Genomic DNA, 12,036 nt, shown 5'->3' on the forward strand with positions numbered 1-12,036 from the left:
GACACTGCCCGCACGGTGCCGTCGTGGCGGACCCGCGACCCGCTCGTGACACCGCCGTCACCGCCGACTCCACCGATCGGCGCGGCCCACCGGCTCGGTCAGCCGGTCGCGGGCAGGGTGTTCTGGATCTCGCGGACCTCGCGGCTGAGCAGGATGCCGAGCAGGGCGAGCGCGCACAGCACGGCGGCCCCGACCAGGGTGGCGCGGGCGCCGTACGCGTCGGCCAGCGGTCCGGCCGCGAGCTGGCCGATCGGCACCGCCACCAGCGACCCGAGCATGTCGTAGGAGTAGACCCGTGCCAGCTTCTCGGGCGGGACGTGCTCCTGGATGGTGGTCTCCCACGCCACCCCCAGCTGCTCGAACGCCACCCCGGCCACGAACGCGCAGAGCAGCAGCACCCCCAGCCGGGGAGTCAGCCCGAGCGCGCCGAGCAGCAGCACGTCACCGAGGCTGCAGATCACCCCGAACCGCAGGAACCGGCGGATCCGCAACCGCAGGGCGATGATGCCGCCGATCACCATGCCGGCCGTCTCGGTCGCGAGCACCAGCCCCCAACCCAACCGGCCGATCGTCTCGTCGGCGACCACCGGGCCGAGCACGTGCAGGCCACCGGCGAGGGCGGCGTTGACGACCGCGGCGCCCGCCACCACCACCCACAACCAGGTACGGGAGGAAACCTCCGCCCAACCCTCGCGCAGCTCCGCGATGACGCGGGCCGGGCCGCCACCGACGCCGTCGACCGGGTCAGCGGCGGCGCTGGGGACCCGCAGTCGGGAGAAGACGATCGCGGCCAGCGCGAAGGCGGCCGCGTCGACGGCCAGACCCCAGCCGGGGCCGACCGCGGCGACCAGGACACCGCCGATCGAGGCGCCCAGGATCATCGCGCCGTTGAAGCCGAGCCGGTTTATCGCGTTGGCCTGCTGCCGGACCTCGGCGGGCACGGTCTGGGGCAGCAGCGCCGAGGCCGCCGGCAGGGCGATCGCGCCGGCGATCCCGTTGACGGCGGAAAGCCCGATCAGCAGCGGGATGGTCGCGGTCCCGGTCAGGACGCTGGCGGCGACCGCGAGTTGGGTGCCGGCGGCGAACGCGCTCGCCCCGACCAGCACCAGACCACGCGGCAGTCGGTCGGCGAGCACCCCGCCGAAGAGCACGAAGACGACGTTCGTCACCGACCGCGCGCCGACCACCAGGCCGAGGTCGCGGGCCGACCCGGTCAGGTCCAGGACGGCGAACCCGAGCGCGATCGGCGCCACGGAGTTGCCGAGCATCGTGACGGTGCGGCCGACGACAAGCAACCGGAACGTCAGGTACCGCAGGGGTTCCAGGGTCGCCGTCATCGGGGCTGCTCCGCCATCCTGAACAGTGCGACGGTGGCGCTGATCTTCACCGTCCCGGCGCTGCGCGGCGGGCGGGCGGCCCGGTGCAGGTCGTCGCTGGCCTCGGCGATCCGATCCCGGATCTCGGACCAGGCATCGGGGTCGAGCCACAGCTCCGCGTCGGCCAGGTAGTTGCGCTGGGAACGGCGCATGGCCGCCGACCGGCGGCGCAGTTCGGCCGCGAGGGCGGCGTAGACCAGCCGTTGCTGCGGGTCCGGCGGCGCGCCCTCGGGCACCGGACGGTCCGGACGGTCCAGGTCGCCCGTCACGTCGTACCGGTAGCGCTTGGCCACCCCGCCGCGGATCCGCTCCTCGCCGGCCACCTCGATCAGGCCGCTGGCCAGCAGGTGTCGCAGGTGGTAGCTGGCGTTGGCGTGGGTCAGGTCGAGCTCGCGGGCGATCTCGGCGGCGGTCAGGTCCGCGCCGGTCAGCAGCGACAGGATCCGCAGCCGGACCGGGTGGGCGAGCGCGCGCAGCTCGACGGTCTGGTCGCGGTCGGCGTCATCTCCCCAAGACATGTTGGGCAGTATCACACCCGACCTCCGCACTGTCCAATATCCGTTTGGGGGTCGGTCCTCGGCCCGAGGGTTGCCGGTGCCGGCGGAGGCTCGGATGATGTCGGGATGATCGGGCCGGTTGGAGCAGACCTCGGCGGCGTCGCCGGACGGACCGGCTGTGACGCGCGTCGCGTCGGGCGGCTCCGCCCGTCGAGGTGGGCCGGCGCGGCCGGCGGGCCGCATTCCGATCAGCCACGTAGGCTGGCGAACGTGAGGGACAACAGGGACCAAGCGACCGGGCATGGCGACGTGAACCAGGAGCGGCCGCCGGCGCGGTTCCGGGACGGACGCGACGGAGTGCCGGCGTGACCGAGTTCGACGGCCTACCCGTCCTGCGCTCCCCCGTGGCCATCGCCGCCTTCGAGGGGTGGAACGACGCCGCCGACGCGTCCACCGCCGCCGTCGAACACCTGGAACAGGTCTGGCAGGCCCGGCAGGTGGCCGAGCTGGACCCGGAGGACTTCTACGACTTCCAGGTGAGCCGCCCGACGGTCACCATGGCCGGCGGCGAGACGCGCCGGGTCGAGTGGCCGACCACCCGGTTCATGGTCGCCAGCCCGGAGGGCACCGACCGGGACGTGGTGCTGATCCGGGGCATCGAGCCGAGCATGCGCTGGCGGACCTTCTGCGAACAGGTGCTGGAGCTCTGCCACAGCCTGGAGGTCAACCGGGTCGTCCTGCTCGGCGCCTTGCTGGCGGACGTGCCGTACACCCGGCCACTGCCGATCACCGGCAGCGCGTCGGACCCCGACGCAGCCCAGCGCTACCAACTCACCCCGACCCGCTACGACGGCCCGACCGGCATCGTCGGCGTACTGCACGACGCCACCACCCGGGCCGAGGTGGACGCGGTCTCGTTCTGGGTGCACGTGCCGCACTACGCGAACAACCCGCCCTGTCCGAAAGCCACCCTGGCGCTGCTGCACCGGGTCGAGGACGTGCTGGACCTGCCGGTACCGATGGCCGACCTGGCCGAGGAGGCGGCGGAGTGGGAGCAGCGGGTCCGCACCGCCGCCGAGCAGGACGCGGAGCTCGGCGAATACGTCCGGGAGCTGGAGGAACGGGTCGGCGACGCCGGCATCCAGCCGCTCACCGGCGACGAGATCGCCCAGGAGTTCGAGAAGTACCTGCGGCGCCGGGGCGGCTCGGCCGGCCCCACCGCCGGCTCCTGGTGACCACCTGACCCGCCGTACGCCGGTACGGGCTTTCCCACCGGACTGACTCCCCTCGTTCCTCGGTTGGCCCCGCTGTCGGCGGGTCGTCGGCCGGCGTGTCACACTCCGTACGGCATCCTAGGAACCTAGTGTTATGGTCCCAGACAGCTTCGGAGGTGACCGTGCAGATCAACCCGGGCGCGGCGGAGTTCCCCCACCGGCAGATCGCCGCGCAACTGCGGGCCCGGATCCGCAACGGGGACTGGGCGGCCGGCGACCGGTTGCCGTCCATCCCGGCGATCGCCGAGCTGTTCGGCGTCGCCAAACAGACCGTGCAGCGGGCCATCGACCAGCTCCGGGTCGAGGGCGTCCTGATCACCAAGCCCGGCTCCGGGACGTACGTGCGCGGCACCCGGCGCCGGCTCAACCGGCTCTCCCGGGGCCGCTACGGCGGACATCGCGGCTACCACGCCGACCTGGCCGCCCGGTACCGCCAGCAGCTCATCCAGGTCGGCCGGGCACCCGCCCCGCCGGAGGTCGCCGACGCCTTCGGGGTCAGCGACGGCACCGAACTGCTCGTCCGCCGGCACCTGGTACGCACCGAGGACGTCCCGGTCGAGGTCGGCGCCTCCTGGTTCCGGCTCACCGACGCCGCCGGCACCTCGCTGGAACGGATGGAGGCGTACGGCCGCCCGCTCTACCAGGAGGCCGAGGAGGCCATCGGCCGGCGCTACGCCTCGGCCACCGACCAGATCAGCGCCCGCCAGCCGACCCGCGAGGAGGCCGAGATCCTGCAGGTCCGGCCGGACACGCCGGTGCTGCACCTGCTGCACGTCGCCTTCGACGCCGACCACCGGCCGATCGAGGTGGCCCAGGCGACCTGGCCCGGGCCGATGACCACGCTCACCGAGCAGTACCGGATTCCCGGACCCAGCCCGGACCCGGACCCCGACCCGGGACTCGTCCTGGGCTGATCCCGCCGACTCCTGGGCTGATCCCCCCGCCTCCGGGGCTGATCCCGCCGACCGCCCGGCATCGGACGCCTCGGGCGGCCCGGCGGGTCGGCCGGGCCGCCGTCAGCCATGGCGGCCCGGACGGAACCGAGGTCAGCCGTCGGCGGTGCGGCTACAGCCGGACGCCCAGCAGCGCGTCGACCGTCTCGGCGACCAACGCCGGAGCCCCCCGGTCGGCGCCGTCGCCGGCCAGCGCGGCGTCGGCCCACCGGTCGACAAGCGCCAACACACCCGGGGTGTCCAGGTCGTCGGCGAGGCGGCCGCGTACCCCGGCGAGCAGCTCCGTCCCGGCCGGACCCGCGGCGGCCCGGACCGCCTCCCGCCACCGGCCCAACCGCTGTACGCCGTCCTTGAGCAACTCGTCGGTCCACTGCCGGTCGGCCCGGTAGTGGCCGGCGAGCAGGGCCAGCCGAAGCGCCATCGGATCCACCCGGTCGGCCCGCAGCCGGGAGACGAAGACCAGGTTGCCCCGGGACTTCGACATCTTCTCGCCAGCCAGCCCGATCATGCCCGCGTGCACGTAGTGCCGGGCGAACGGCGCGATACCGGTCAGCCGCTCGGCGTGCGCGGCGGAACACTCGTGGTGCGGGAAGATCAGGTCGTTGCCGCCGCCCTGCACGTCGATGCTGTCGCCCAGCAGGTCCAGCGCGATCACCGCGCACTCGATGTGCCAGCCGGGGCGGCCCGGCCCGAGCGGCCCGCCGTCCCAGGCCGGCTCGCCGTCCCGGGCGCCGCGCCAGAGCAGCGGATCGAGCGGGTCGCGCTTGCCAGGCCGCTGCGGGTCGCCGCCGCGCTCGGCCGACAGGAGCAGCATCTGCTCCCGGGGCAGGTTCGACTCGTAGCCGAACCGGGGCGCCGCGGCGAGGTCGAAGTAGACGTCGCCGGAGCCGTCGTCGAGCCGGTAGCCGGCGCCGTCGTCGAGCAGCCGGCGGACCCGGTCGGCGATCGCCGGGATCGACTCGACCGCCCCGACGTAGTGCGTCGGCGGGATGATCCGCAGCGCCTCCATGTCCTCCCGGAACAGCGCGGTCTCCCGCATCGCCAGGACCACCCAGTCCTCACCGTCGCGCTCCGCCCGCTCCAGCAGCGGGTCGTCGATGTCGGTGACGTTCTGCACGTAGGTCACCGGATGCCCGGCGTCCCGCCACATCCGCTGCACCAGGTCGAAGGTCATCATGGTCGCGGCGTGGCCGAGGTGGGTCGCGTCGTACGGGGTGATGCCGCAGACGTACATGGTGGCCGGGCCGGCGGGGCGGGTCGGGTGCGGCCCGCCCCGGGCCGAGTCGAACAGGGTCAACGGCTCACCCGTGCCCGGCAGCCGCGGAATCTCGTGCCCCACCCAGGAGTCCATGACCATCAGCCTAGCCAGGCCCACGGACGGTCCGGACCGACCCGGACGGCGGACGTGACCGGTCCGACAGTCACCGCGGCCGGCGGGTCAGATGGGCGGCCAGGGCATCGCCGGCCAGTCCTGCGGCGGGAGCGGGAACCGGCCCTGCTCCACCAACCGGTCCACCCGGCCGGCCAGCTCGGCGATCTCCGCCGTCGTCAGATGCTCGGCGAGCTCGGCGCCGAGCGGGCCGGCCACCGCGCCGGCCAGCCGGCGCAGCACCTCGACCGCCTCCGCCGGCAACGGCCGGCCGGCCCAGCCCCAGAGCACCGTACGCAGCTTCTCCTCCACGTGGAAGCTGACGCCGTGATCCACCCCGTAGACCCGGTCGTCCGGGCCGCGGAGCACGTGGCCGCCCTTGCGGTCGGCGTTGTTGATCACCGCGTCCAGGACCGCCAACGCCGCCAGCCGGGGGTCGTCGGCATGCGCCAGCGCGTACGCGGTGCCGTCTTCGTCGCGGGCGCCCGCCACCGGGAACCACCGCGGCGGCAGCTGGTCGGACGGCACGAAGCCGACCAGCGCCTCGGCGTCGTCGGGCTCGTCGATCCAGAGCTGGCAGGCGCCCGGCCCGAGCGGGCCGTCGCGCAGCACGGTGGGGGGCACCAGTCCCCATCCGGTGGCCTGGGAGACCAGGTAGGCGCTGACCTCCCGCCCCGCCAGGGTGCCGTCCGGAAAGTCCCAGAGCGGCCGCTCGCCGCGGACCGGCTTGTAGACGCAGCGGGCGGTCACCCCGTCCAGGGTCAGCCGGGCGCGCAGGGTGGTGTTGGAGGCGTCGACCAGCCGCCCCTCCAGCTGGAACTGACCGCCGCGCAGCAGCCGCAGGGCGTCGCTCTCGTCGAGCGTCGCGCACAGGTCGGAGGAGGTCATCGCGGCCGGGGCGGTCGGTTGGCCGGTCCGGTCACCGGTGGTAGCCGTTGTTCCGCGGGCAGAGGTGCCCGGCGGGATCCAGTGGCTGCCCACACAGCGGGCACGGCGGTCGGCCGGCGGCTACCACCCGGCGGGCCCGGTCGATGAACTCGCGGGCCGCCTGCGGAGTCAGCCGGACCCGCAGCCGGTCGAGGTCGTCGTCCGGCTCCTCCTCGTCGTCGTCCAGGTCGTCGGGATCGGGATCGGCGGTCGGATCGCCGTCGGGGTCGCCGAGCTCGACCTCGGCCTCGCCCTCCCCCGCCGCGATCGCTTCGATGACCACCGTGGCGGTGTCGACGTCGAAGGCCAGGCCGAGCGTACCGACCCGGAACTCCTCGTCGACCGGCGTCTCCAACGGCTCGTTGTCGGAGGCCGCGGGCGGCGGATCCGGCAGCTCGATGCCGAACCGGCGGTGCGCCTCGGTCAGCAGCTCCTCCAGCTTCTCGGCCAGCAGTGACACCTGAACCTTCTCCAGCGCCACGCTGACCAGCCGGCCACCGCCCCGCGCCTGCAGAAAGAACGTCCGCTCCCCGGGCGCCCCCACGGTTCCGGCGACGAACCGCTCGGGCGGCTCGAATGCGTGCACCTGGTGGGTCATACCCTCGACCCTATCCGGCCGGTCACCACCCCGCGCAGCCCACCGACCCGAATCGCCGCCCGGCCCGGCCGCGGCCGGTCAGCACCCTCGCACGGCGGCCCTGGGTGGGCCAACGCGGTGCTGGTCGCGGCCCTGGCGGCCGGGTCAGCCGGCCGGCTCGACGGAGCCGGCGCCCGCGCCGCCGCCGACCGCGGCGTCGGACTCGGCCGCCGCCGACCGGCGCCGCCGGCGCCGCTTCGGCAGCACCAGGTCGGTGAGGTCGCCGCCGGAGTCGTTGAGCCGGACCACGAAGGGGCGTACCGGCGTGTAGCGGATCGCGGTCACCGAGGCCGGGTCGGCCACGATCCGCTGAAAAAGGTCAAGGTGTACGCCGAGCGCGTCCGCGACGATCGCCTTGATCACGTCGCCGTGGCTGCAGGCCACCCAGAGCGCCTCCGGGCCGTGCTCGGCCGTGATCCGGGCGTCCCAGGCACGGACCGCCGCGACCGCCCGACCGGCCATCGCCGCCATCGCCTCGCCGCCGGGGAAGACCACGGCGCTGGGGTGCTGCTGGACCACCGGCCACAGGGGATCCTTGGCGAGCTTCTTCAGCGGCTGGCCCTCCCAGGCGCCGTAGTCGCACTCGACGAGTCCCTCCTCCACCACCGGTGCCACGCCGGGCAGTGCCAGGTCGAGCGTCTGCCGGCACCGGATCAGCGGGCTGGTCACCACCGCGGCCAACGGGACCGCGCGCAGCCGGGCGCCCACCGCGGCCGCCTGGGCCCGGCCCGTCTCGTCGAGCTCGACCGGGCGTCGGCCGGCCAGGCCACCGTCCGCGTTCGCGGTGGTCCGGCCGTGTCGCAGGAGCAGGAGGGTCGCCACGGTGATCAGCCTACGGCCGGCCCGCACGCCACGCGGTGAGCCGGCTCAGGTCGCCGAGATGGTGCCGGTCATCAGCAGGCCGAGCACCAGGGTGCCCAGCGCCACCCGGTACAGGACGAAGACGTACAGGGTGTGGTGCGCGACATAGCGCAGCAGCCAGGCGATCGCCGCGTAGCCGACCGCGAACGCGATCGCGGTGGCGACCACCATCTGGGCCACCGTCGGGATCGAACCCGTGCCGCTGGTGTCGAAGACGTCCGGAACGCTGAACACCCCGGACATCACCACCGCCGGGATGGCCAGCAGGAAGGAGTACCGGGCCGCCGCCTCCCGGGTGAGGCTGAGGAACAGGCCGGCGGTCAACGTGGCCCCGGACCGGGAGACCCCCGGGACCAGCGCCATCGCCTGGGCGAAGCCCATGATGATGCCGTCGCGGAGGGTGAGGTTCTCCACCCGGCGGGTCTGGCGACCCCAGTACTCGGCGAAGGCCAGCACGAAGGCGAAGACGATGAGCACCGTCGCGACCAGCCAGAGGTTCCGGGCGGTGGCCCGGATCTGGTCCTTGAACAGGAAGCCCAGCACCCCGATCGGAATCGAGCCGACGATGACGTACCAGCCCATCCGGTAGTCCAGGCTGGTCCGCACCGAGCGGTCCCAGAGGCCGACCACCCAGGTCCGGCCGATCCGCCAGATGTCCTTGGCGAAGTAGAGCAGCACGGCCGCCTCGGTGCCGAGCTGGGTGACCGCGGTGAAGGAGGCCCCGGCGTCCTGCTCGAAGAAGATCGCCGAGGTGATCCGCAGGTGGGCGGAGGAGCTGACCGGCAGGAACTCGGTCAGACCCTGAACGATGCCGAGGACGATCGCCTCGATCCAGCTCATCGCGCCCGCTCCCCGACCCGACCGGCACCGCCGCGGCGTCCGACCGGCGGCCTCACTCGCCGACCCCGGCCAGTTCCAGCGCCTCGGCGCAGGTCCGCAGCGTCTGGATGCCGCTCTCGGCGTCCGCGACGAAGAGGGTGACCGACAGGGTGGTCACGCCGGCCGCCGCGTACTCGCGCATCCGGTCGGCGATCCGCTCCCGGGGGCCGAGCAGCGAGGTGCGGTCGATGAACTCCAGCGGCACCGCGGCCGCCGCGTCCCGCTGACGCTTGGCGAGGTAGAGGTCCTGCACCTCGCGGGCGGCGTCACCGTAGCCCATCCGGGTGGCGAGCTGGTTGTAGAAGTTCTGCTCCCGGCTGCCCATCCCGCCGACGTAGAGGGCGGCGTACCAGCGGACCAGCTCGGCGCAGGCGGCCACGTCGTCGCCGACCACGACCGGCACGGACGGCACCACGTCGAAGCCGGCCAGTTCCCGGCCGGCCCGGGCCCGGCCGGCGGCGACGGCGGCGAGCTGCTCGTCGGCGTGGTCCGGGGCGAAGAAGATGGCCAACCAGCCGTCGGCGATCTCACCGGCCAGTTCCAGGTTCTTCGGGCCGACCGCGGCCAGGTAGATCGGGATCCGCTCGCGGGGCGGGTGGAACCCCAGCCGCAGCGCCTTGCCGGGACCGTCGGGCAACGGCAACGTGTAGTGCGCGCCGTCGTACGCGACCGGCTGACGGGCGATGGCCAGCTTGACGATGTCGACGTACTCCCTGGTCCGGGCCAGCGGGCGGCCGAACCGGACACCGTGCCAGCCCTCGGAGACCTGCGGGCCGGACACCCCGAGGCCGAGCCGGAACCGCCCCCCGGAGATGGTGTCGATGGTCGCCGCGGTCATCGCCGTCATCGCCGGGGTCCGGGCCGGGATCTGCATCACCGCGCTGCCCAGGTCGATCCGCTCGGTCTGCCCGGCGAGCCAGGCCAGCATGGTCGGCGAGTCCGAGCCGTACGCCTCGGCGGCCCAGACCACCGAGTAGCCCAGCCGGTCGGCCTCCCTGGCCAGGGCCAGGTGGTCGGCGGGTGTGCTCCACGCCGTCTGATATCCGAGGCTGAGCCCGAGTCGCACTGGTCCTCCCCATCCGCACCACGAGTCGCATCAGGGTACGCAATCCACTCGCGCCACTCGACGACCGGCTCGCCGAACGGCGCCGCAGCCGACCCGGGGCGGACCCGCCGCCCCCGGCGGCAGGTGTCCGGTCCGCGGCAATAGAGGCGGCGAGGATATCGGCGGGGCGATGTTCTGAATAAGGTTCACCCATGCAACAACGACCGCTCGGCCGAAGCGGGCTGGCGGTTTCGCGGCTCGCGCTCGGCACCATGACCTGGGGTCGGGACACCGATGCCGACGACGCGGCCGCCCAGCTCAAGAGCTACCTGGACGCCGGGGGCAACCTGGTGGACACCGCCGACGTGTACGGCGACGGGGACGCCGAGGCGGTGATCGGGTCACTGATCGGCACCCTGGTCCCCCGCGACGACCTGCTGATCGCCACCAAGGCCGGGCTGCGGCCGGGCACCGGACGCCGCCGGGACGGCTCCCGTGGGCACCTGCTGCGCACCCTGGACGCCTCGCTGCGGCGGCTCGGCACCGACCACGTCGACCTCTGGCAGGTGCACGGGTACGACCCGGACACCCCGTTGGAGGAGACGCTCGCCACGCTGGATCACGCGGTGGCCAGCGGCCGGGTGCGCTACGTCGGGGTGTCGAACTACGCCGGCTGGCAGACCGCCCGGGCCGCCGCCTGGCAGCAGGCCGTGCCCGGCCGCGCGCCGGTGGTCGCCGCCCAGGTGGAGTACTCGCTGCTGGAACGCGGCATCGAACGGGAGGTGCTGCCGGCCTGCGCCGCGCTGGGACTGGGCGTGCTGCCCTGGTCGCCGCTGGGCCGGGGGGTGCTGACCGGGAAGTACCGGCACGGCCGACCGGCCGACTCGCGCGCCGCCTCCCCCCACTTCGAGAGATTCGTCGCCACCTACCTGGAGCCGCGCTGCTCCAGCATCGTCGAGGCGGTCGCCACCGCGGCCGGTGGGCTGGGCGTCTCACCGCTGGAGGTGGCGCTGGCCTGGGTCCGGGACCGGCCCGGGGTGGTCGCGCCGATCCTGGGCGCCCGCAGCGCCGGGCAACTGCAGGGCGCCCTGCAGGTGGAGCGGATGACCCTGCCGGACGAGATCGCCCGGGCCCTCGACGACGTCTCGGCGATCCCGTTCGGCTATCCGGAGCGGGACGGCTGACCGGCCCGTCCGGGCGGTCGCGCGGCGAGTCGGTCCGACCCGGGACTGGTGCCACGCCCGGTGGGCTGGGCAGGATGTAAAACATGGACTACGAATACGCGCCGCTGCGGTTACCGCCGAATGTCGACCGGGTGGCCGCCGCGGCGCAACTGGCGATCCAGGCCGAGTTCTCCGGCTGGGAACTGGCCCGGGTCCGACTGTTCCGCGACGGCACCCGGCAGGTGGTGCTCCGCCGTCGGATCGCCAACCGGTCGCAGCCGGGCCTGTCGTACTGAACCGCCGGCCGGCCCCGGACCGGGACCGGCCGTCGCGGGAGGGGCGCTAGCCGACCCGCCCCGCCTCGTCGTCGTCGACCAACTCGTCGTCGGCCGCGTACGGGTGCTCGTCGAGCCGACCGACCAGCCGATCGCCGTCGGCCGGCTGGAACGGCCCGACGCCGTCGGTGTCGTCGTACGCGTCCACCGCCAGCGGTTCGGTCACCTCGCTGACCATCACCACCCCGTCCAGCGGCTCCAGTTCGGGGATGTCCAGGGCACCGAGCGAGCCGTCGCCGGCCTGCAGCAGCTCCAGTACCGCCTCGCCCACCCCCTCGACCGGGGCGGACTCCTCGTCCTCGGCCAGCCCGGTGCGCCGGGCCGCCTCCGCCACCCGCACCAGCGCCGCCACGCTCGGCACCTGGTAGTCGCGCCGCTGGCGGACCGAGAGCACCCGCGGGTACGGATCACCGGACTCGTCGCCGTCCACGCCGCCCAGCCCCACCCCGAACCGCTGATCGGCCTCGTTCGGGTCGATGGACTCCACGTCCCACGGCGTCACCTCGCCGAAGGTGTCCAGCAGCCGCTCGTCGTAGGAGTAGCTCGCGTTGTTGAGGGCGACGTAGGACTGCCACACCTCGTCGTCGTCGATCCGGCCGTCGGCGGCCTTGACCGCGGCGAGGTGGGCGCGAGCGGCCGCGAAGACCGCTTCGAGGGCGGCGTCCAGCTCGGCGTGCTGGTCGGTCATGGTGGGGCAGTCCCTTCGATTTCGAGGAGCGG

13 protein-coding genes are annotated in these 12,036 nt (G+C 73.9%); 4 read left to right on the forward strand and 9 right to left on the reverse strand.

Going from position 1 to position 12,036, the window contains the following annotated elements; translation table 11 throughout:
- Positions 1-98: 98 nt before the first annotated feature.
- Together O7627_RS17910 and O7627_RS17915 are read right to left on the reverse strand one after the other, a co-directional pair.
- Positions 99-1,337, reverse strand: coding sequence for an MFS transporter (locus tag O7627_RS17910; RefSeq protein WP_278094665.1), 1,239 nt, complete (start codon positions 1,335-1,337; stop codon positions 99-101).
- The gene (locus tag O7627_RS17915) at positions 1,334-1,894 is read right to left on the reverse strand and encodes a helix-turn-helix domain-containing protein (RefSeq protein ID WP_278094666.1); all 561 of its coding nucleotides are present in this window, start codon (positions 1,892-1,894) and stop codon (positions 1,334-1,336) included. Before O7627_RS17915 ends, O7627_RS17910 begins: the two co-directional genes overlap by 4 nt.
- Before the next feature lie 344 nt (positions 1,895-2,238).
- Here O7627_RS17915 and O7627_RS17920 point away from each other — a divergent pair, with 344 nt between their 5' ends.
- Entirely contained in the window at positions 2,239-3,108 is an 870-nt protein-coding gene (locus O7627_RS17920) for a PAC2 family protein (protein WP_278094667.1), read from the forward strand.
- Between the two features lie 161 nt (positions 3,109-3,269).
- On the forward strand, positions 3,270-4,061 hold the full coding sequence (locus tag O7627_RS17925) for a GntR family transcriptional regulator (protein ID WP_278098316.1): 792 nt from the start codon (positions 3,270-3,272) through the stop codon (positions 4,059-4,061).
- A gap of 151 nt (positions 4,062-4,212) precedes the next feature.
- On the opposite strand, the gene mshC is transcribed toward O7627_RS17925, so the two are convergent.
- The 6 genes from mshC to O7627_RS17955 all read right to left on the reverse strand — a co-directional run bounded on the left by mshC (position 4,213) and on the right by O7627_RS17955 (position 9,839).
- Positions 4,213-5,451, reverse strand: a complete 1,239-nt coding sequence (mshC, locus tag O7627_RS17930) for a cysteine--1-D-myo-inosityl 2-amino-2-deoxy-alpha-D-glucopyranoside ligase (protein ID WP_278094668.1) — start codon at positions 5,449-5,451, stop codon at positions 4,213-4,215.
- 87 nt (positions 5,452-5,538) lie between these two features.
- A complete protein-coding gene (locus O7627_RS17935; protein WP_278094669.1) occupies positions 5,539-6,357 on the reverse strand; it encodes an SCO1664 family protein in 819 nt (272 codons plus the stop codon).
- 31 nt (positions 6,358-6,388) lie between these two features.
- The gene (locus O7627_RS17940) at positions 6,389-6,994 is read right to left on the reverse strand and encodes a DUF3090 domain-containing protein (RefSeq protein WP_278094670.1); all 606 of its coding nucleotides are present in this window, start codon (positions 6,992-6,994) and stop codon (positions 6,389-6,391) included.
- Positions 6,995-7,138: 144 nt separating this feature from the next.
- Positions 7,139-7,864, reverse strand: coding sequence for an MSMEG_4193 family putative phosphomutase (locus O7627_RS17945; RefSeq protein ID WP_278098317.1), 726 nt, complete (start codon positions 7,862-7,864; stop codon positions 7,139-7,141).
- Between the two features lie 36 nt (positions 7,865-7,900).
- Complete coding sequence (locus tag O7627_RS17950) at positions 7,901-8,734, reverse strand: undecaprenyl-diphosphate phosphatase (RefSeq protein WP_278094671.1); 834 nt, start codon at positions 8,732-8,734, stop codon at positions 7,901-7,903.
- Positions 8,735-8,786: 52 nt separating this feature from the next.
- Positions 8,787-9,839 (reverse strand): LLM class F420-dependent oxidoreductase, encoded by a 1,053-nt coding sequence (locus O7627_RS17955; RefSeq protein WP_278094672.1) that lies wholly within the window; start codon positions 9,837-9,839, stop codon positions 8,787-8,789.
- A 191-nt stretch (positions 9,840-10,030) separates the two neighbouring features.
- Here O7627_RS17955 and O7627_RS17960 point away from each other — a divergent pair, with 191 nt between their 5' ends.
- A complete protein-coding gene (locus O7627_RS17960) occupies positions 10,031-11,002 on the forward strand; it encodes an aldo/keto reductase (protein WP_278094673.1) in 972 nt (323 codons plus the stop codon).
- 83 nt (positions 11,003-11,085) lie between these two features.
- The gene (locus O7627_RS17965; RefSeq protein ID WP_278094674.1) at positions 11,086-11,277 is read left to right on the forward strand and encodes a DUF5703 family protein; all 192 of its coding nucleotides are present in this window, start codon (positions 11,086-11,088) and stop codon (positions 11,275-11,277) included.
- Between the two features lie 46 nt (positions 11,278-11,323).
- Here O7627_RS17965 and O7627_RS17970 read toward each other — a convergent pair whose 3' ends face one another.
- A complete protein-coding gene (locus tag O7627_RS17970) occupies positions 11,324-12,004 on the reverse strand; it encodes a hypothetical protein (protein ID WP_278094675.1) in 681 nt (226 codons plus the stop codon).
- Positions 12,005-12,036: the final 32 nt, after the last annotated feature.

The sequence above is a fragment of the Solwaraspora sp. WMMD1047 genome (genome assembly GCF_029626155.1).
Lineage (GTDB): Bacteria > Actinomycetota > Actinomycetes > Mycobacteriales > Micromonosporaceae > WMMD1047.

Excerpts from the sequence above, each read along its gene's own strand:
- O7627_RS17910 (WP_278094665.1), bottom strand. The coding sequence starts at position 1,337 with ATGACGGCGACCCTGGAACCCCTGCGGTACCTGACGTTCCGGTTGCTT.
- O7627_RS17915 (WP_278094666.1), bottom strand. The coding sequence starts at position 1,894 with ATGTCTTGGGGAGATGACGCCGACCGCGACCAGACCGTCGAGCTGCGC.
- mshC (WP_278094668.1), bottom strand. The coding sequence starts at position 5,451 with ATGGACTCCTGGGTGGGGCACGAGATTCCGCGGCTGCCGGGCACGGGT.
- O7627_RS17935 (WP_278094669.1), bottom strand. The coding sequence starts at position 6,357 with ATGACCTCCTCCGACCTGTGCGCGACGCTCGACGAGAGCGACGCCCTG.
- O7627_RS17940 (WP_278094670.1), bottom strand. The coding sequence starts at position 6,994 with ATGACCCACCAGGTGCACGCATTCGAGCCGCCCGAGCGGTTCGTCGCC.
- O7627_RS17950 (WP_278094671.1), bottom strand. The coding sequence starts at position 8,734 with ATGAGCTGGATCGAGGCGATCGTCCTCGGCATCGTTCAGGGTCTGACC.
- O7627_RS17960 (WP_278094673.1), top strand. The coding sequence starts at position 10,031 with ATGCAACAACGACCGCTCGGCCGAAGCGGGCTGGCGGTTTCGCGGCTC.
- O7627_RS17965 (WP_278094674.1), top strand. The coding sequence starts at position 11,086 with ATGGACTACGAATACGCGCCGCTGCGGTTACCGCCGAATGTCGACCGG.
- O7627_RS17970 (WP_278094675.1), bottom strand. The coding sequence starts at position 12,004 with ATGACCGACCAGCACGCCGAGCTGGACGCCGCCCTCGAAGCGGTCTTC.